This window comes from Rubritepida flocculans DSM 14296, from assembly GCF_000425365.1.
GTDB lineage: Bacteria > Pseudomonadota > Alphaproteobacteria > Acetobacterales > Acetobacteraceae > Roseococcus > Roseococcus flocculans.
In genome coordinates, this window is sequence record NZ_AUDH01000004.1 from 75226 (window position 1) to 93783 (window position 18558).

An 18558-nucleotide genomic window follows, 5' to 3' on the forward strand; every position below is an offset into this window, starting at 1 on the left:
CGCCCCACATGCTGTGCAGCGAATGAGGGGCCGGGCGGCCGAGTCGCCGGCCCCCTCCGCCCGCGCCCATCCCGGGGCGGGCCTTGATGGGGATTCCAAGCCATGCGGGACCGCGATCCGGTCGAGATCTGGAACAACAACCTCGTCCCGATGGTGGTCGAGCAGTCGAGCCGCGGCGAGCGCGCCTACGACATCTATTCGCGCCTGCTGAAGGAGCGTATCATCTTCCTCACCGGGGCGGTGTACGACCAGGTCTCCAGCCTGATCTGCGCCCAGCTTCTGTTCCTGGAGAGCGAGAACCCGAACAAGGAAATCTCCTTCTACATCAATTCTCCGGGCGGGGTGGTGAGCGCCGGGCTCGCGATCTACGACACGATGCAGTACATCCGCAGCCCGGTGAGCACGGTCTGCATCGGCATGGCGGCCTCCATGGGCTCGCTGCTGCTGACGGCCGGCGCCAAGGGCAAGCGCTTCGCCCTGCCGAACGCGCGCATCATGGTGCACCAGCCCTCGGGCGGGGCGCAGGGCCAAGCCACGGACATCGAGATCCAGGCGCGCGAAATCCTGACGCTGCGCAAGCGGCTGAACGAGATCTACGTCAAGCACACCGGCCAGCCCGTCGAGGCCATCGAGGCGAAGCTGGAGCGCGACAGCTACATGTCCGCCGAGGAGGCGCGGGACTGGGGGCTGATCGACGAGGTGGTGACCGAACGCGCCGCCCCGGCCGAACCGGCGAAGCCCTGAGCCCGGGGCTTGACGGCCCGTTAGGCTTTCCCCGCGCAGGCTGTCCCGGATGAGGAAGGCCGCGCTTCCCCCCCGGACGGGGGGGGTCTATGTTTCGCCGACGCGCCCGTGGCCGGCCGAGCCGGGTCCGGCAGGGAGCGAGGAGTGCGCATGAGCAAGTCTGGCGACAGCAAGAACACCCTCTACTGCTCCTTCTGCGGGAAGTCGCAGCACGAGGTCCGCAAGCTGATTGCGGGGCCGACGGTGTTCATCTGCGATGAATGCGTCGAGCTGTGCATGGACATCATCCGCGAGGAGCACAAGACGCACCTCGTGAAGTCGCGCGACGGGGTGCCGACCCCGAAGGAGATCTGCAAGGTCCTGGACGACTACGTGATCGGGCAGGACCATGCGAAGAAGGTGCTCTCGGTCGCGGTGCACAACCACTACAAGCGGCTCGCGGCGGGCGCCAAGAACAACGACGTCGAGATCGCCAAGTCCAACATCCTGCTGATCGGTCCCACCGGCTCGGGCAAGACGCTGCTGGCGCAGACGCTGGCGCGCATCCTCGACGTGCCCTTCACCATGGCGGATGCGACGACGCTGACCGAGGCCGGCTATGTCGGCGAGGATGTCGAGAACATCATCCTCAAGCTGCTGCAGGCGGCGGACTACAACGTGGAGCGCGCGCAGCGCGGCATCGTCTACATCGACGAGGTGGACAAGATCAGCCGCAAGTCGGACAACCCCTCCATCACCCGCGACGTGAGCGGCGAGGGGGTGCAGCAGGCGCTGCTGAAGATCATGGAGGGCACCATCGCCTCCGTGCCGCCGCAGGGCGGGCGCAAGCATCCCCAGCAGGAGTTCCTGCAGGTGGACACGACGAACATCCTGTTCATCTGCGGCGGCGCCTTCGCGGGGCTCGAGCGCATCATCGGCGCGCGCGGCAAGGGCTCGGGCATCGGCTTCGGCGCCGATGTGCGCGGGCCCGACGACCGGCGCACCGGCGCCATCCTGCGCGAGGTGGAGCCCGAGGATCTGCTGAAGTTCGGCCTGATTCCGGAGTTCATCGGCCGCCTGCCCGTGGTCGCCACGCTCGAGGATCTCGACGAGAAGGCGCTGATCGAGATCCTCACCAAGCCGAAGAACGCGCTGCTGAAGCAGTACCAGCGGCTTTTCGAGATGGAGGGCGCGAAGCTCACCTTCACCGAGGACGCGCTGCGCTCCGTCGCCCAGCGGGCCATCCAGCGCAAGACGGGGGCGCGGGGCCTGCGCTCGATCATGGAGGGCATCCTGCTGCAGACCATGTTCGAGCTGCCCGGGCTTGCGGATGTGGAGGAGGTGGTGGTGAACCGCGAGGTGGCGGAGAGCCGGGCCCAGCCCCTCTACATCTACGGCGAGAAGCCGGCCGAGCAGAGCTCGGCCTGATGGCCGTGCGGGGCTGCCCCGCCCCCGGCTCGGGGGTTCCGGCTTGTCCCGGGGCGGCGCGTGACCATCTGTCAAGGCAAACCGTGGTGACATCCCGCGTGCCGAATCCGGGCGCGGCGATCACCGACTGTCCGAAGTGAGGTCCAGATGACGGAAACCATCCGCGGCGAGCTTCATCCCGTCCTGCCGCTGCGGGACATCGTGGTGTTCCCCCACATGATCGTGCCCCTGTTCGTGGGGCGCGAGAAATCCGTGCGCGCGCTGGAAGCGGTGATGCGCGAGGACAAGCAGATCCTGCTCGTCGCGCAGAAGAACGCCCAGCAGGACGATCCGGCGGCGGATGACCTGTATCAGGTCGGCACCGTCTCGACCGTGCTGCAGCTCCTCAAGCTGCCCGATGGCACGGTGAAGGTGCTGGTGGAGGGGCTGCGCCGGGCGCGCATCGTCGCCTTCAAGGAGACGGAGGCCTATTTCGAGGCCTTCGCCGAGGTGGTGGAGGAGCCCGCCTCCGACAAGCGGGAGGTGGAGGCGCTGATGCGCTCCGTGCTCTCGCAGTTCGAGAGCTACATCAAGCTCAACAAGAAGATCGCCCCGGAGGTGCTGGTCTCGGTCAACCAGATCGACGACCCCGCGAAGCTCGCCGACACGGTGGCGAGCCACCTCTCCATCAAGATCGCCGAGAAGCAGGAGCTGCTGGAGACGCCCTCGGTGGCGCAGCGGCTGGAGCGCGTCTTCGCCCACATGGAGGGCGAGATGAGCGTGCTGCAGGTGGAGAAGCGCATCCGCAGCCGCGTGAAGCGGCAGATGGAGAAGACCCAGCGCGAGTACTACCTGAACGAGCAGCTCAAGGCGATCCAGAAGGAGCTGGGCGAGGGCGAGGACGGCCGCGACGAGGCCGCCGAGATCGAGGCCAAGATCAAGGCCACCAAGCTGAGCAAGGAGGCGCGCGAGAAGGCGCTGGCCGAGCTCAAGAAGCTGCGCACCATGTCGCCCATGTCGGCCGAGGCGACGGTGGTGCGCAACTACCTCGACTGGATTCTCTCCATCCCCTGGAAGAAGCGCAGCAAGGTGCGCAACGACATCGTCGCGGCCGAGAAGGTGCTGGACGCCGACCACTACGGCCTCGAGAAGGTGAAGGAGCGGATCATCGAGTATCTCGCGGTGCAGTCGCGCTCGAAGAAGATCCGCGGGCCGATCCTGTGCCTGGTGGGCCCGCCGGGCGTGGGCAAGACCTCGCTCGGCAAGTCCATCGCCAAGGCCACCGGGCGGAACTTCGTGCGCATGTCGCTCGGCGGCGTGCGGGACGAGGCGGAAATCCGCGGGCACAGGCGCACCTATATCGGCTCCATGCCCGGCAAGATCATCCAGGGCATGAAGAAGGCGAAGGCGTCCAACCCGCTCTTCCTGCTGGACGAGATCGACAAGCTCGGCGCCGACTGGCGGGGGGATCCCTCGAGCGCGCTGCTCGAGGTGCTGGACCCCGAGCAGAACAGCACCTTCAACGATCATTATCTGGAGGTGGACTACGACCTCTCGGACGTGATGTTCGTGACCACCGCGAACTCGCTCCGCATGCCCCAGCCGCTGCTGGACCGCATGGAGATCATCCGCATCCCCGGCTACACCGAGGACGAGAAGGTGGAGATCGCGAAGCGCCACCTCATCCCCAAGGTGACGGAGGCGAACGGGCTCAAGCCGTCCGAATGGTCCGTCTCCGAGGACGCGCTGCGCGACCTGATCCGCTACTACACGCGCGAGGCCGGGGTGCGGAACCTCGAGCGCGAGATCGGCGGGCTGGCGCGCAAGGCGGTGAAGGAGATCGTCTCGGGCAAGGCGAAGAAGGTCGCCATCACGCGCAAGAACCTCGACAAGTTCGCAGGCGTGCGGAAGTTCCGCTACGGCGAGGCCGAGAGCGAGGACATGGTGGGCGTGGTCACCGGCCTCGCCTGGACGGAGGTGGGGGGCGACATCCTCTCCATCGAGAGCGTGGTGGTGCCGGGCAAGGGCAACATCAAGCCGACGGGCCAGCTCGGCGACGTGATGAAGGAGAGCGTGAGCGCCGCCCTCTCCTACGTGCGTTCGCGCGCCGTGCAGTTCGGCATCAAGCCGACCATCTTCGAGAAGCGCGACATCCACGTGCACGTTCCCGAGGGCGCCACGCCGAAGGACGGGCCGAGCGCGGGCATCGCGATGGCAACCTCCATCGTCTCGGTGCTGACGGGCATCCCGGTGCGGCGCGACGTGGCGATGACGGGCGAGATCACGCTGCGCGGCCGCGTGCTGCCGATCGGGGGCCTCAAGGAGAAGCTGCTGGCCGCGCTGCGCGCGGGCATCACCACCGTCTTCATCCCGAAGGACAACGAGAAGGACCTCGCGGAAATCCCCGAGAGCGTGAAGAAGGCGCTGAAGATCATCGCCGTCAGCCATGTGGACGAGGTGATCGGCCAGGCGCTGGTGCGCGCGCCGGAGCCGATCGTCTGGGTCGAGCCGGAGGAGGCGGTGACGCCGCAGGCCGAGGCGGAGAGCGCCGTGCGTCCGCACTGATGGAGGCGGCATGACGGGAAGGGGGCGTGCGCGGCGCGCCCCCTTCGTCTTTTGCGCGGCCCGCGACAAGGGTTTTCGCCGACTATCCCCAGGAAACCGAGGGAAAACGCCGCGAATCGGGCCATGCTTCGATTGACGCGGCGAAAATCCGCCCCCTAGTCTCGCCGCCGGTTCGCGCGCGGAGAATCGGCTTCCGCGCCGCCGTCTCACGGAAGGGGGTCATCCCATGAACAAGCAGGATCTGGTCGCGGTCGTGGCCGAGGCGGGCGAGCTCTCGAAGGCGAAGGCTGGCGAGGTGCTCGATGCGGTGTTCGACGCGATCACCAAGGCGCTGAAGAAGAAGCAGGATGTCCGGCTCGTCGGCTTCGGCACCTTCAGCACCAGCAAGCGCAAGGCGGGCAAGGGCCGCAACCCGCGCACGGGCGAGGAGATCAAGATTCCCGCCTCCACGACGGTGCGCTTCAAGGCCGGCAAGGGCCTGAAGGACGCGGTGAACTGAGCGCCGGCTCCCGTCCGGGAGCGCGAGGGGAGGGGCCGGCACCGCGAGGTGCTGGCCCTTTTCCGTTTGTGCGGACGGCGCGATAAGCGGCACGCGGGGCGCTTAGCTCAGCGGTAGAGCGCCTGTCTTACACACAGGATGTCGGCGGTTCGAACCCGTCAGCGCCCATTTTTCCCTGGCGCGCAGCGCCAGGGAAAAATCCCCCGGAGGGAGCGGGAGGCGACCCGCGACGCGCAGGCGTCGCGGCGCGGCGTCGGGGTTCTGGGGCGCATGCGCGCGGCGCCAGGGAAAAATCCCCCGGAGGGAGCGGGAAGCGACCCGCGATACATGGCGGCGGTCTTCGATCGGTCACTGCGCTTGACACCCCGGCGCATGCCCCGTATTGCCCCGGTCCACGCTGCGCGGGTGTAGCTCAGTCGGTTAGAGCGCCGGCCTGTCACGCCGGAGGTCGCGGGTTCGAGCCCCGTCACTCGCGCCACTTTCCTCACCACATCGTCATCCGTTCCGCCCGGAAAACCGGCGCTTTTCGCCCCGCGCCCCTATGGCGGAGAGGGGGTGGCTCCGGTATGGTGCGCCGCGTCAGGACGCCGCCTCGCCGCGGCGCCTGGCCAAGCGCGGCCCATGAGGCGCGCGCCGATGTTGAGGCAAAGTGGAAGGCCAGGCCGGACGATGAACCAGCCGATGCTCGCCGCCTATTTCCCGATCCTGGTGTTCCTCGGGATCGCGGGCGTGATCGCCCTCGCCATGGTGGGCGGGAGCCTGCTGCTGGCGCGTCAGAAGCCCGATGCGGAGAAGCTCTCGGCCTATGAGTGCGGCTTCGCCCCCTTCGACGACACGCGCCGGCGCTTCGACGTGCGGTTCTACCTGGTCGCCATCCTCTTCATCATCTTCGACCTCGAGGTGGCCTTCCTGTTCCCCTGGGCGGTGACGCTGGGCGAGATCGGCTGGCTGGGCTTCGGCTCGATGATGGGCTTCCTTTTCGTGCTGACGGTGGGCTTCCTCTACGAGTGGCGCAAGGGCGCGCTGGACTGGGAGTGAGCGCGATGAGCGAGGTCGCCTGGAACAAGGAGGCGCTGGGCCCCGGCGCCCAGCAGGACGCGGTGATCAGGGCCGTCACCGGCGAGATCGAGGAGAAGGGCTTCGTCGTCGCGCAGCTCGACAAGGTGGTGAACTGGGCGCGCACCGGCTCGCTCTGGCCGATGACCTTCGGCCTCGCCTGCTGCGCCGTGCCGATGATCCACGCCTACATGGCGCGCTACGACCTCGACCGGTTCGGCATCATCCCGCGCGGCTCGCCGCGGCAGAGCGACGTGATGATCGTGGCCGGCACGCTCACCAACAAGATGGCCCCCGCGCTGCGCAAGGTCTATGACCAGATGAGCGAGCCGCGCTGGGTGATCTCCATGGGCTCCTGCGCCAATGGCGGGGGCTACTACCACTACAGCTACTCGGTTGTGCGCGGCTGCGACCGCATCGTGCCGGTGGACATCTACGTGCCCGGCTGCCCGCCGACCGCCGAGGCGCTGGTCTATGGCATCCTGCAGTTGCAGAAGAAGATCCGCCGGACGGGAACCATCCTCCGTGGCTGACGCGCTCGAAACCGCCATCCGCGCCGCGGTGGCCGACCGCTTCCCGGTGTCCTATTCCCGCGCCCGCTTCGGGCATGAGCTGGTGCTGCGCACGCCGCGCGAGGCGCTGCTGCCGCTGATGCTGCTGCTGCGCGACACGCCGGAGCTCGACTTCGCGCAGTGCATGGACATCTGCGGCGTGGACTGGCCCGACCGGCCCGAGCGCTTCGAGGTGGTGTACAACCTGCTCAGCCTCACGCGGAACGCGCGCGTGACGGTGATCGTCGCCACCGACGAGTCGCACCCGGTGCCGAGCGTCTCCGCGCTCTGGCCCTCCGCCACCTGGTTCGAGCGCGAGTGCTGGGACATGTACGGCGTGGTCTTCGCCGGCCAGCCGGATTTGCGGCGCATCCTCACCGACTACGGCTTCGACGGCCACCCGCTGCGCAAGGATTTCCCGCTCACCGGCTTCGTCGAGCTGCGCTACGACGCCGAGAAGGGCCGGGTGGTGCAGGAGCCCGTGAGCCTCACCCAGGATTTCCGCAGCTTCGATTTCCTGAGCCCCTGGGAGGCGATGACCACCCTGCCCGGCGACGAGAAGGTGCACCTCAACCGCATCGCGGCCGAGGAGAAGAAGGACCTGGCGCCGTGAGCGCGACGACGAACACGGAAACCCGCGTGGTGGAGGCGGACAGCCACACCATCAACTTCGGCCCGCAGCACCCGGCGGCGCATGGCGTGCTGCGCCTCATCCTCGAGATGAAGGGCGAGGTGGTGGAGCGCGCCGATCCGCACATCGGCCTGCTGCACCGCGGCACCGAGAAGCTGATCGAGCACAAGACCTACCTCCAGGCGCTGCCCTATTTCGACCGGCTCGACTACGTGAGCCCGATGTGCATGGAGCACGCCTTCGCGCTGGCCACCGAGCGGCTGCTCGGCATCGAGCAGGAGGTGCCGGAGCGCGCGCAGTACATCCGCGTGCTGTTCAGCGAGATCACGCGCATCGTCAACCACCTGCTCAACGTGACGACCTACGCGCTCGACTGCGGCGCCATCACGCCCGCGCTGTGGGGCTTCGAGCAGCGCGAGCATCTGCTCGAGATGTACGAGATGACCTCGGGCAGCCATTACCACGCGAACTACTTCCGCCCCGGCGGCGTGGCGAAGGACATTCCGGCCGCCCTGCCCGAGAAGATCCACAACTGGGCGCGCGCCTTCCCCGCCTTCCTCGACGATCTGGAAGGGCTGCTGACGGAGAACCGCATCTTCAAGCAGCGCACGGTGGACATCGGCGTGATGACGGCCGAACAGGCGATGGCCTGGGGCTTCTCCGGCCCCTGCCTGCGCGCCTCGGGCGTGCCCTGGGATTTGCGCAAGTCCCAGCCCTACGACGTGTATGACCGGATGGAGTTCGAGGTGCCGGTCGGCCGCCACGGCGACTGCTACGACCGCTACCTGGTGCGCATGCAGGAGATGCGCCAGAGCCTGCGGATCATCGCCCAGTGCCTGGAGCAGATGAAGCCAGGCCCCATCAAGGTGCAGGACAACAAGATCGCCCCGCCCAGGCGCGGCGAGATGAAGCGCTCGATGGAGGCGCTGATCCACCACTTCAAGCTCTACACCGAGGGCTATCACGTGCCCGCGGGCGCGACCTACACGGTGGTCGAGGCGCCGAAGGGCGAGTTCGGCGTCTATCTCGTGGCGGACGGCACGAACAAGCCCTATCGCTGCAAGATCCGCGCGCCGGGCTATGCGCATCTGCAGGCCATGGAGGCGCTCTCCAAGGGGCATATGCTGGCCGATGCGGTGGCGATCATCGGCAGCCTCGACATCGTCTTCGGGGAGATCGACCGGTGACGCACGAAGAACCGGCCTCCTTCGCCTTCGACGCCGAGAGCGAGGCGAAGATCGCGACCATCCTGCCGCGCTATCCGGCCGACCGCCAGGCCAGCGCCGTCATCCCGCTGCTCTACGTCGCGCAGCGGCAGATGGGCCGCACGACGGGCAGCGCCTGGGTGCCGCGCGCGGCGATGGACGCGATCGCGGCACGGCTCGGCATGCCGCCGATGCGCGTCTATGAGGTGGCCAGCTTCTACTTCATGTTCAACACGAAGCCGATCGGGCGTCACCACCTGCAGGTCTGCGGCACCACGCCATGCTGGCTGCGCGGCTCGGACGAGGTGAAGCGCGCCTGCCAGGACGCGACCGGCATCGCCGATTATGGCCAGACGAGCGCGGACGGGCTGTTCACGCTCACCGAGGTGGAGTGCCTGGGCGGCTGCGTGAACGCGCCGATCCTGCAGGTGGACGACGACTATTACGAGGATCTCGACTACGAGAGCACGCTGCGCATCATCGAGGCGCTGAAGCGCGGCGAACGGCCGAAGCCGGGCAGCGCGCTCGGCCGGCAGGGCAGCGCGCCGCTGGGCGGGCCCAGGGTGCTGACGGGCGCGGAGGACTGAGCGATGGCCCTGCACGACCGCGACCGCATCTTCACCAACCTCTACGGCACCCGGCCCTGGAACCTGCCCGACGCGCGCCGCCGCGGCGACTGGGACGGCACGAAGGAGATCCTCGCGCGCGGGCGGGATGCGATCATCGAGGAGGTGAAGAACTCGGGCCTGCGCGGGCGCGGCGGCGCGGGATTCCCGACGGGCATGAAGTGGTCCTTCATGCCGAAATCCTCGCCGGATGGGCGGCCCTCCTACCTCGTCGTGAACGCCGACGAATCCGAGCCGGGCACCTGCAAGGACCGCGACATCATCCGCCACGATCCGCACAAGCTGATCGAGGGCTGCCTGATCGCGGGTTTCGCGATGGGGGCGAGCGCGGGCTACATCTACATCCGCGGCGAATACTACAACGAGAGCCTGGTGCTGGAGGCCGCGATCGCCGAGGCCTATGAGGCGGGGCTTCTCGGCCGGAACGCCTGCGGCTCGGGCTACGACTTCGAACTCTACGTGCATCGCGGCGCGGGCGCCTACATCTGCGGCGAGGAGACGGCGCTCATCGAGAGCCTGGAAGGCAAGAAGGGCATGCCGCGCCTCAAGCCGCCCTTTCCGGCGGCGGTCGGCCTCTATGGCTGCCCGACCACGGTGAACAATGTCGAGACCATCGCGGTGGTGCCGGCCATCATGCGGCGCGGCGCGGCCTGGTTCGCCTCCTTCGGCCGGCCGAAGAACTCCGGCACCAAGATCTTCTGCATCCAGGGGCACGTGAACAGGCCGTGCAACGTGGAGGAGGAGATGAGCATCCCGCTGCGCGAACTCATCGAGCGGCACGCGGGCGGGGTGCGCGGCGGCTGGGACAATCTGCTGGCGGTGATCCCGGGCGGCAGCTCCACGCCGATGATCCCGAAATCCGTGTGCGACGACGTGCTGATGGATTTCGACGCGCTGCGCGAGCACAAGACGGGCCTCGGCACGGCGGGCGTGATCGTGATGGACAAGTCCACCGATCTGATCAAGGCGATCCAACGCCTCTCGGCCTTCTACAAGCATGAGAGCTGCGGCCAGTGCACGCCCTGCCGCGAGGGCATGGGCTGGGTGAACCGCGTGATGCTGCGCATGGTGGAAGGCCGCGCCGAGATCGAGGAGATCGACGTGCTGGAGCAGGTGACGCGCCAGATCGAGGGACACACCATCTGTGCGCTGGCCGATGGCGGCGTTTGGCCCGTGCAGGGGTTGATCCGCCACTTCCGCCCGATGATGGAAGAGCGCATCGCAGCGTACAAGGCGCGGCAGATGCAGCGCATGGCGGCGGAGTGACGCGCATGGCCAAGGTCACCGTGGACGGCATCGAGGTCGAGGTTCCCAACGGCGCCTCGGTGCTCCAGGCCTGCGAGGCGGCGGGCAAGGAAATCCCGCGCTTCTGCTACCATGAGCGCCTCAGCGTGGCGGGCAACTGCCGCATGTGCCTCGTGGAGGTGGAGAAGGCGCCCAAGCCCGTGGCTTCCTGCGCCTATCCCGTGATGGACGGGATGAAGGTGTTCACCGACACGCCGATGGTGCGCAACGCACGGCGCGGCGTGATGGAGTTCCTGCTGATCAACCACCCGCTCGACTGCCCGATCTGCGACCAGGGCGGCGAGTGCGACCTGCAGGACCAGGCGATGGCCTATGGCCGCGACCTCTCGCGCTACGACGAGGGCAAGCGCGCCGTGAAGGACAAATACGTCGGCCCGCTCATCAAGACGGTGATGAACCGCTGCATCCACTGCACCCGCTGCGTGCGCTTCGCCGCAGAGGTGGCGGGCGTGCCGGAGATGGGCGCGACGGGCCGCGGCGAGAACATGGAGATCGGCACCTATGTCGAGAAGGCGCTGACCTCGGAGCTCTCCGGCAACCTGATCGACATCTGCCCCGTGGGCGCGCTCACCTCGCGCCCCTACGCCTTCGTCTCGCGCCCCTGGGAGCTCTCCAAGACCGACAGCGTGGACGTGCTGGACGCGGTGGGCGCCAACATCCGCGTGGACACGCGCGGCGGCGAGGTGCTGCGCATCCTCCCGCGCCTCCATGAGGAGGTGAACGAGGAATGGCTGGCCGATCGCGGCCGCTTCTCCTTCGACGGGCTGAAGCGCCGCCGCCTCGACCGCCCCTGGGTGCGGCAGGACGGCACGCTCAAGCCCGCCAGCTGGGCCGAGGCCTTCCAGGCCATCGCGCGCGCGCTGCCCGGGCGGCGGCTCGGTGCCATCCTCGGCGACACGATGGACGCGGAGGCGATCTTCGCGCTGAAGGGGCTGATGACGGCGCTCGGCGCGGTCGGTCTCGACTGCCGGCAGGACGGCGCGAAGCTCGATCTCTCGCGCCCGGATTTCTACCTGTTCAACACGGGCATCGCGCGCATCGAGGAGGCCGATGCGCTGGTTATCATCGGCGCCGATCCGCGGCGCGAGGCCCCGGTGCTGAACGCGCGCATCCGCAAGCGCTGGGCCCAGGGCGGCTTCCGCGCCGGCGTGATCGGCACGGCCCGCGATCTCACCTATCCCGCCACCGTGCTGGGCGCCGCGCCGACGGACATCGCCGGCGCCGCCGCTTTCCTCGCGGGTGCGCAGCGGCCGATGGTGGTGCTGGGCCGTTCGGCTCTGGCGCGCGAGGATGGCGCAGGCGTGCTCGCCGCCGCCTGGGAGCTGGCGCGCGCGGCGGGCGGGCTGCGCGAGGACTGGCACGGCTTCAACCTGCTGCACCGCTTCGGCGGGCAGGTGGGCGCGCTCGATCTGGGCTTCGTCCAGGGTCTGGACATGGCGGCGATGCTGGCCGGCGGCGCGGATGCGCTATGGCTGCTCGGCGCGGACGGCTTCGACGCTGCGCGCATCCCGGCCCACGCCTTCGTGATCTACCAGGGCCATCATGGCGAGGCGGCCGCGGCGCGCGCCGATGTGATCCTGCCCGGGGCGGCCTACACCGAGAAGGAAGGCAGCTACGTCAACACCGAGGGCCGGGTGCAGCGCGGGCGCATGGCCGTGCCGCCGCCCGGCGAGGCGCGCGAGGACTGGGCCATCATCCGCGCCGCCTCGGAGTTCCTCGGCCAGACGCTGCCCTTCGACACGCTGGAGGCGCTGCGCGCCGAGATGGCCGCCGCGCACCCCGTCTTCGCGCGTCTCGACCAGGGGCCGCTGCCTGGCTGCACCGATCCGAGCGGCCCCGCGCCCGCACCCGTCACCGCCACGCCCTTCGCCGTGCCGGTGGAGAACTACTGGCAGGTAGAGCCGATCACGCGCGCGAGCGAGACCATGGCGGCCTGCGCGGCCACCTACCTGAACCCGCAACCCCTGCTGGCGGCGGAGTGAGACGATGAGCGAGTTCCTCGCCTCGCCGCTTGGCGTGCTGGCGCTGACGGTCGCGCAGGCGCTGGCGCTGCTCGTGCCGGTGCTGGTGGCGGTGGCCTACCTCACCTGGGCCGAGCGCAAGGTGCTGGCCGCGATGCAGCTCCGCAAGGGGCCGAACGTGGTGGGCCCCTTCGGCCTGCTGCAGCCCTTCGCCGACGCGATCAAGATGCTGATGAAGGAGACGATCATCCCCTCCGGGGCGTCGCGCCTTCTCTTCCTGGCCGCGCCGATGCTGACCTTCGTGCTGGCGATGCTGGCCTGGGCCGTGATCCCGGTGAACGACGGCTGGGCGATCGCCGACATCAACGTGGGCATTCTCTACCTCTTCGCGATCTCCTCGCTCGGCGTCTATGGCATCATCATCGCGGGCTGGGCGTCGAACTCGAAATACGCCTTCCTCGGCGCGCTGCGCTCGGCGGCGCAGATGGTGAGCTACGAGGTCTCCATCGGCTTCGTGATCGTGACGGTGCTGCTCTGCGTCGGCTCTCTCAACCTCACCGAGATCGTGCGGGCGCAGGAGACGGTGTGGTTCGCCATCCCGCTGCTGCCGATGTTCGTGATCTTCTTCATCAGCGCGCTGGCGGAAACGAACCGCGCGCCCTTCGACCTGCCTGAGGGCGAGAGCGAGCTGGTGGCGGGCTTCTTCGTCGAATACAGCTCGATGAGCTTCGCGCTGTTCTTCCTCGGCGAATACGCCAACATGATCCTGATGAGCGCGCTGACCACCATCCTCTTCCTGGGTGGATGGCTGCCGCCGCTCGACATCGCGCCCTTCACCTGGATCCCCGGGCCGGTGTGGTTCGCGCTCAAGGTCGCCGCCTGCCTGTTCGTGTTCCTCTGGGTGCGCGCGACCTTCCCGCGCTACCGCTACGACCAGCTCATGCGGCTGGGCTGGAAGGTGTTCCTGCCCTTCAGCCTGCTGTGGCTGGTGCTGACCGCGGCGGTGCTCAAGCTCACGGGGTGGCTGCCGGCATGACGACGCTCGACCGCTTCGCGCGATCCTTCCTGCTGGCGGAGCTCGTCAGCGGCATGGCGCTGACGCTGAAGTACTTCTTCAAGCGCAAGGCGACCATCAACTACCCCTACGAGAAGACGCCCCTCTCGGCGCGCTTCAAGGGCGAGCATGCGCTGCGCCGCTATCCCAACGGCGAGGAGCGCTGCATCGCCTGCAAGCTGTGCGAGGCGGTCTGCCCCGCCCAGGCCATCACCATCGAGGCCGAGCCCCGTGCGGATGGCAGCCGCCGCACCACGCGCTACGACATCGACATGACGAAGTGCATCTACTGCGGCCTGTGCGAGGAGGCCTGCCCGGTGGACGCGATCGTCGAAGGGCCGAACTTCGAGTTCGCGACCGAGACGCGCGAGGAGCTGATGTACGACAAGGAGCGCCTGCTCGCGAACGGCGACCGCTGGGAAAGCGAGATCGCCAAGCGGCTGGAGCTGGACGCGCCCTATCGCTGAGGATCACGCCGGCCGCGGCGGTTCCGCGGCCCAACGCAAGGTGGGTTGAGATGGCCCGGTTCGAGGAAGGAGGCAGCCGATGATCGCGGCACTCGCCTTCTATGTGTTCGCCTTCATCCTGATCGCCTCGGCCGTGATGGTCGTGACCGCGCGCAACCCGGTGCACTCGGTGCTGTGGCTGATCCTCGCCTTCTTCAACGCGGCCGCGCTGTTCCTCATCGCGGGGGCGGAGTTCCTGGCGATGATCCTGGTCATCGTCTATGTCGGCGCGGTCGCGGTGCTGTTCCTGTTCGTGGTGATGATGCTGGACGTGGATTTCGCGCAGCTCCGCGAAGGCTTCCAGCGCTATGCGCCGCTCGGCGCCGTGATCGGCGGCATCCTGTTCCTGGAGCTGGTGCTGGTCCTGGGCGCGTGGCGCTTCGCCTCCGACGCCGCAGACCTGCGCCTCGCGCCGGTCCCCGCGGGGGTGACGAACACCGAGGCGCTGGGCCGCATCCTCTACACCGACCACATCTACCTGTTTCAGCTCTCGGGCCTGATCCTGCTGGTGGCGATGATCGGCGCCATCGTCCTCACCCTGCGCGACCGCCCGGGGACGAAGCGGCAGAACGTGGCCGAGCAGATCGCGCGCAGCAGCGCGGTGGCGATGACGCGGCCCGAGCCCCGCGCCGGCATCCGGCGCGAAGACATCCTCCGCCCGCTGCCGCCGACCGAGCCGGCCGCCCCGCAGCGGATCGAGCAGCACGGGGGGCACCACTGATGCTGACCATCGGTCTCGCGCACTACCTGATCGTGGGCGCGATCCTTTTCGTTCTCGGCGTGTTCGGGATCTTCATGAACCGCAAGAACGTCATCGTGATCCTGATGAGCGTGGAGCTGATCCTGCTCTCGGTGAACCTCAACCTCGTGGCGTTCTCGGCCCGGCTCGGCGATCTCGCCGGGCAGGTCTTCGCCATGTTCATCCTGACGGTGGCGGCGGCCGAGGCGGCCATCGGGCTCGCCATCGTCGTCATCTACTTCCGCAACCGGGGCAGCATCGAGGTCGAGGATGTCTCGGCCCTGAAGGGTTAGCGCGATGTTCGTGGGCGCCGTCTTCTTTCCGCTTCTCGGGGCGTGCATCAGCGGCTTCCTCGGCCGCTGGATCGGCGACCGCGCGGCCATGTGGGCGACCGTGGTCTGCATGGCGCTGGCCGCCGGCTGCGGGCTGCTGGCCTTCTGGCAGGTCGCCTTCGGCGGGCAGCCGCAGACAGTGCCGCTCGTCACCTGGATGGATGTGGGCGAGCTCGAGTTCGCCTGGGCGCTGCGCTACGACACGCTCAGCGCGGTGATGGTGGGGATGGTGACGCTGATCTCCACCCTCATCCATCTCTACTCCATCGGCTACATGTCGCACGACGCGACGCCGAGCCGCTTCTTCGCCTATCTCAGCCTGTTCACCTTCATGATGCTGATGCTGGTGACGGCGGACAACCTCGTGCAGCTCTTCTTCGGCTGGGAGGGGGTCGGTCTCGCGAGCTATCTGCTGATCGGCTACTGGTACGAGAAGGAGAGCGCGAACGCCGCGGCGATGAAGGCCTTCATCGTGAACCGCGTGGGCGACCTCTTCTTCATGCTGGGCATGGCGCTGACCTTCCATGTCTTCGGCTCGGTGGAGTTCGACACCATCTTCTCCGCCGCGGCCGCCAAGGCCGACGAGAGCTTCCTCGGCCTGCCCGCGCTGGAGCTGATCGGGGTGCTGCTGTTCCTGGGCGCCTGCGGCAAGTCGGCGCAGCTCGGCCTGCACACGTGGCTGCCGGATGCCATGGAGGGGCCGACGCCCGTCTCTGCGCTGATCCACGCCGCGACCATGGTGACAGCGGGCGTGTTCCTCATCTGCCGCATGTCGCCGGTGATGGAGTATGCGCCGCTCGCGCTGGCGATCGTGACGGTGGTGGGCGCCTCCACAGCGCTCTTCGCGGCCACCATCGGCTGCGTGCAGAACGACATCAAGCGCATCATCGCCTACTCCACCTGCTCGCAGCTCGGCTACATGTTCTTCGCGGCGGGCGTGGGCCTCTACCAGGCGGCGATGTTCCACCTCTTCACCCACGCCTTCTTCAAGGCGCTTCTCTTCCTCGGCGCAGGCAGCGTGATCCACGCGATGTCCGACGAGCAGGACATCCGGCGCATGGGCGGTATCTGGAAGAAGGTTCCGGTGACTTACGCGGTGATGTGGATCGGCTCGCTCGCGCTCGCCGGCATCCCCATCTTCGCGGGCTACTACTCGAAGGACGCGATCCTGGAGGGCGCCATCGCCGCGCACAGCGCGGCGGGCAGCTACGCCTTCGCCTGCGGCATCCTCGCCGCCTTCCTCACGGCCTTCTATTCCTGGCGCCTGCTGATCCTCACCTTCCATGGCGCGCCGCGGGCGGACCACCACGTAATGGAGCACGTGCATGAGAGCCCGGCCGTGATGCTGGTTCCGCTGCTGCTGCTCTCGGTGGGCGCGGTCACCACGGGCTTCGTCTTCGCGCCCTATTTCATCGGCGATCTGCAGGCGGAGTTCTGGAACGGGGCGATCTTCAACCTTCCGGCGAAGCACATGATGGAGGCCTTGCACCACGCGCCCGACTGGGTGCCGACGCTGGCGAAGGCCACGGCGCTCGGCGGCATCGCGCTCGCCATCCTTCTCTACGGGGTCATGCCGCGCGTGCCGGGGATACTCGCCGAGCGCGCGGGTGGGCTGTACCGCTTCCTGCTGAACAAGTGGTACTTCGACGAGCTCTATGACCGCCTCTTCGTGCAGCCCGCACGCCGGCTTGCGGTGCGGCTGTGGAGGGTGGGCGATGCGCGCATCATCGACGGGCTGCCGAACGGCGCGGCCAGCCTCGCCGCCGGCGCCGGCCAGGGCGCGGTGCGTCTGCAGACGGGGCGCGTGGCGAGCTACGCCTTCGCCATGATCATCGGCCTCACCCTCTTCGTCACCCTCTTCCTGCTGGGGCGCTGAGCGATGAACGCCGCGGGCTTCCCGATCCTCTCGCTCATCACCTTCCTGCCGCTGGTGGGGGTGCTCGTCATCCTCTCCGTGCGCGGAGAGGAGGCGGTGGTGGCCTCCAACGCGCGCTGGACCGCGCTCTGGACGAGCCTGATCACCTTCGCCCTCTCGCTCGTGCTCTGGGCGCGCTTCGACAAGTCGAGCCCGGAGTTCCAGTTCATCGAGCAGGCCTCCTGGCTGCCGGAGTTCGGCATCGCCTACATCATGGGCGTGGACGGCGTCTCGGTGCTCTTCGTGCTGCTCTCCACCGCGCTGACGCCGCTGTGCATCCTCGCCTCCTGGGAGGCCGTCCAGTCCCGCGTGCGGGAGTACATGATCGCCTTCCTCGTCCTCGAGACGATGATGGTCGGCATGTTCTGCGCGCTGGACCTCGTGCTGTTCTACATCTTCTTCGAGGCCGTGCTGATCCCGATGTTCCTTATCATCGGCGTCTGGGGCGGGGCGCGGCGGGTCTATGCGGCCTACAAGTTCTTCCTCTACACGCTGCTCGGCTCGGTGCTGATGCTGCTGGCCGTCATCGTGCTGTGGTACCAGGCCGGCACGACGAGCATTCCCGAGCTCTACGAGTTCGACATCCCCTTCGCCATGCAGCTCTGGCTGTTCCTGGCCTTCTTCGCCTCCTTCGCGGTGAAGGTGCCCATGTGGCCGGTGCACACCTGGCTTCCGGACGCGCATGTGGAGGCGCCGACGGCTGGCTCGGTGATCCTCGCGGGCGTGCTGCTGAAGATGGGCGCCTATGGCTTCCTGCGCTTCAGCCTGCCACTGCTGCCCGAGGCCTCGCAGTATTTCGCGCCGATGATCTACGCGCTCTCCATCGTGGCGGTGGTCTACACCAGCCTCGTGGCGCTGGCGCAGGAGGACATGAAGAAGCTGATCGCCTACTCCTCGGTGGCCCACATGGGGATCGTGACGCTCGGCATCTTCAGCTTCAACCAGCAGGGCATCGAGGGCGCGCTGTTCACCATGCTCTCGCACGGCGTGGTCTCGGGCGCGCTCTTCCTCTGCGTGGGCGTGCTCTACGACCGCGAGCACACGCGCGAGATCGCGCGCTACGGCGGCATCGCGAAGATCATGCCCGCCTATGCGCTGGTGTTCATGCTCTTCACCATGGCCTCGGTGGCCCTGCCCGGGACTGCGGGCTTCCCGGGCGAGTTCCTGGTCATCCTGGGCGCCTGGGCGGTGAATCCCTGGGTCGCTTTCGGTGCGGCGCTGGGCATGATCCTGGGCGCGGCCTACATGCTGCTGCTCTACCGGCGCGTGGCCTTCGGGCGCGTCACGCGGGACTCGCTGAAGGGACTGCTCGACCTCAGCCCGCGCGAGCATGCGGTCTTCGCCCCGCTGATCCTTCTCACCTTGTGGATGGGCGTGCATCCGCAATCCTTCCTCTCCTTCTTCTCGGCGACGGTGGCGGAGCTGGTGCAGCAGCATCAGGCCGCGATCTCGGCCGGATCGCGCTTCGCGGGGCTGTGAGACG

Annotated in this window: 17 protein-coding genes and 2 tRNA genes; all 19 read left to right on the forward strand. The window is 68.0% G+C overall.

Annotated elements, in window-relative coordinates:
- The first annotated feature begins 102 nt into the window (after positions 1-102).
- The 19 genes from clpP (at position 103) to H596_RS0105940 (ending at position 18554) form a co-directional block, all read left to right on the forward strand.
- Positions 103-744, forward strand: coding sequence for an ATP-dependent Clp endopeptidase proteolytic subunit ClpP (clpP, locus tag H596_RS0105850; RefSeq protein WP_027284096.1), 642 nt, complete (start codon positions 103-105; stop codon positions 742-744).
- A gap of 150 nt (positions 745-894) precedes the next feature.
- On the forward strand, positions 895-2151 hold the full coding sequence (gene clpX / locus H596_RS0105855) for an ATP-dependent Clp protease ATP-binding subunit ClpX (RefSeq protein WP_027284097.1): 1257 nt from the start codon (positions 895-897) through the stop codon (positions 2149-2151).
- Between the two features lie 147 nt (positions 2152-2298).
- Complete coding sequence (gene lon, locus H596_RS0105860) at positions 2299-4695, forward strand: endopeptidase La (RefSeq protein WP_027284098.1); 2397 nt, start codon at positions 2299-2301, stop codon at positions 4693-4695.
- A 226-nt stretch (positions 4696-4921) separates the two neighbouring features.
- Positions 4922-5194, forward strand: a complete 273-nt coding sequence (locus H596_RS0105865) for an HU family DNA-binding protein (RefSeq protein ID WP_027284099.1) — start codon at positions 4922-4924, stop codon at positions 5192-5194.
- Between the two features lie 96 nt (positions 5195-5290).
- A tRNA-Val gene (locus H596_RS0105870) sits at positions 5291-5362 on the forward strand.
- Between the two features lie 233 nt (positions 5363-5595).
- A tRNA-Asp gene (locus H596_RS0105875) sits at positions 5596-5672 on the forward strand.
- A gap of 191 nt (positions 5673-5863) precedes the next feature.
- Entirely contained in the window at positions 5864-6232 is a 369-nt protein-coding gene (locus tag H596_RS0105880; protein WP_027284100.1) for an NADH-quinone oxidoreductase subunit A, read from the forward strand.
- Between the two features lie 5 nt (positions 6233-6237).
- Positions 6238-6783, forward strand: a complete 546-nt coding sequence (locus tag H596_RS0105885) for a NuoB/complex I 20 kDa subunit family protein (RefSeq protein WP_037300215.1) — start codon at positions 6238-6240, stop codon at positions 6781-6783.
- On the forward strand, positions 6776-7414 hold the full coding sequence (locus H596_RS20300; protein WP_408735272.1) for an NADH-quinone oxidoreductase subunit C: 639 nt from the start codon (positions 6776-6778) through the stop codon (positions 7412-7414). Before H596_RS0105885 ends, H596_RS20300 begins: the two co-directional genes overlap by 8 nt.
- A complete protein-coding gene (locus tag H596_RS0105895) occupies positions 7411-8619 on the forward strand; it encodes an NADH-quinone oxidoreductase subunit D (protein WP_027284102.1) in 1209 nt (402 codons plus the stop codon). Before H596_RS20300 ends, H596_RS0105895 begins: the two co-directional genes overlap by 4 nt.
- A complete protein-coding gene (locus tag H596_RS0105900; RefSeq protein WP_027284103.1) occupies positions 8616-9224 on the forward strand; it encodes a complex I 24 kDa subunit family protein in 609 nt (202 codons plus the stop codon). Before H596_RS0105895 ends, H596_RS0105900 begins: the two co-directional genes overlap by 4 nt.
- A 3-nt stretch (positions 9225-9227) precedes the next feature.
- Entirely contained in the window at positions 9228-10529 is a 1302-nt protein-coding gene (gene nuoF / locus H596_RS0105905; RefSeq protein ID WP_027284104.1) for an NADH-quinone oxidoreductase subunit NuoF, read from the forward strand.
- A gap of 5 nt (positions 10530-10534) precedes the next feature.
- Positions 10535-12550, forward strand: a complete 2016-nt coding sequence (gene nuoG / locus H596_RS0105910; protein WP_027284105.1) for an NADH-quinone oxidoreductase subunit NuoG — start codon at positions 10535-10537, stop codon at positions 12548-12550.
- A gap of 4 nt (positions 12551-12554) precedes the next feature.
- Positions 12555-13565, forward strand: a complete 1011-nt coding sequence (gene nuoH / locus H596_RS0105915) for an NADH-quinone oxidoreductase subunit NuoH (protein WP_027284106.1) — start codon at positions 12555-12557, stop codon at positions 13563-13565.
- Complete coding sequence (gene nuoI, locus H596_RS0105920) at positions 13562-14050, forward strand: NADH-quinone oxidoreductase subunit NuoI (RefSeq protein WP_027284107.1); 489 nt, start codon at positions 13562-13564, stop codon at positions 14048-14050. The genes nuoH and nuoI overlap by 4 nt, the downstream gene beginning before the upstream one ends.
- A gap of 79 nt (positions 14051-14129) precedes the next feature.
- Positions 14130-14810, forward strand: a complete 681-nt coding sequence (locus tag H596_RS20305) for an NADH-quinone oxidoreductase subunit J (RefSeq protein ID WP_051212457.1) — start codon at positions 14130-14132, stop codon at positions 14808-14810.
- A complete protein-coding gene (nuoK, locus tag H596_RS0105930; protein WP_211225253.1) occupies positions 14810-15121 on the forward strand; it encodes an NADH-quinone oxidoreductase subunit NuoK in 312 nt (103 codons plus the stop codon). Before H596_RS20305 ends, nuoK begins: the two co-directional genes overlap by 1 nt.
- 4 nt (positions 15122-15125) lie before the next feature.
- Positions 15126-17036: an NADH-quinone oxidoreductase subunit L gene (gene nuoL, locus H596_RS0105935; protein ID WP_027284109.1), complete on the forward strand. Its 1911-nt coding sequence runs from the start codon at positions 15126-15128 to the stop codon at positions 17034-17036.
- A 3-nt stretch (positions 17037-17039) separates the two neighbouring features.
- Positions 17040-18554 carry an NADH-quinone oxidoreductase subunit M gene (locus tag H596_RS0105940; protein ID WP_027284110.1) on the forward strand — a complete coding sequence of 505 codons (1515 nt, stop codon included), beginning with the start codon at positions 17040-17042 and terminating at the stop codon, positions 18552-18554.
- The last annotated feature ends 4 nt before the right edge of the window (positions 18555-18558 follow it).

Coding starts and splice junctions, on each gene's coding strand:
- clpP (WP_027284096.1), top strand. CDS start 103: ATGCGGGACCGCGATCCGGTCGAGATCTGGAACAACAACCTCGTCCCG.
- nuoG (WP_027284105.1), top strand. CDS start 10,535: ATGGCCAAGGTCACCGTGGACGGCATCGAGGTCGAGGTTCCCAACGGC.
- H596_RS0105885 (WP_037300215.1), top strand. CDS start 6,238: ATGAGCGAGGTCGCCTGGAACAAGGAGGCGCTGGGCCCCGGCGCCCAG.
- H596_RS0105940 (WP_027284110.1), top strand. CDS start 17,040: ATGAACGCCGCGGGCTTCCCGATCCTCTCGCTCATCACCTTCCTGCCG.
- nuoK (WP_211225253.1), top strand. CDS start 14,810: ATGCTGACCATCGGTCTCGCGCACTACCTGATCGTGGGCGCGATCCTT.
- H596_RS0105865 (WP_027284099.1), top strand. CDS start 4,922: ATGAACAAGCAGGATCTGGTCGCGGTCGTGGCCGAGGCGGGCGAGCTC.
- lon (WP_027284098.1), top strand. CDS start 2,299: ATGACGGAAACCATCCGCGGCGAGCTTCATCCCGTCCTGCCGCTGCGG.
- nuoI (WP_027284107.1), top strand. CDS start 13,562: ATGACGACGCTCGACCGCTTCGCGCGATCCTTCCTGCTGGCGGAGCTC.
- clpX (WP_027284097.1), top strand. CDS start 895: ATGAGCAAGTCTGGCGACAGCAAGAACACCCTCTACTGCTCCTTCTGC.
- nuoH (WP_027284106.1), top strand. CDS start 12,555: ATGAGCGAGTTCCTCGCCTCGCCGCTTGGCGTGCTGGCGCTGACGGTC.
- H596_RS20305 (WP_051212457.1), top strand. CDS start 14,130: ATGATCGCGGCACTCGCCTTCTATGTGTTCGCCTTCATCCTGATCGCC.
- nuoL (WP_027284109.1), top strand. CDS start 15,126: ATGTTCGTGGGCGCCGTCTTCTTTCCGCTTCTCGGGGCGTGCATCAGC.
- nuoF (WP_027284104.1), top strand. CDS start 9,228: ATGGCCCTGCACGACCGCGACCGCATCTTCACCAACCTCTACGGCACC.
- H596_RS0105880 (WP_027284100.1), top strand. CDS start 5,864: ATGAACCAGCCGATGCTCGCCGCCTATTTCCCGATCCTGGTGTTCCTC.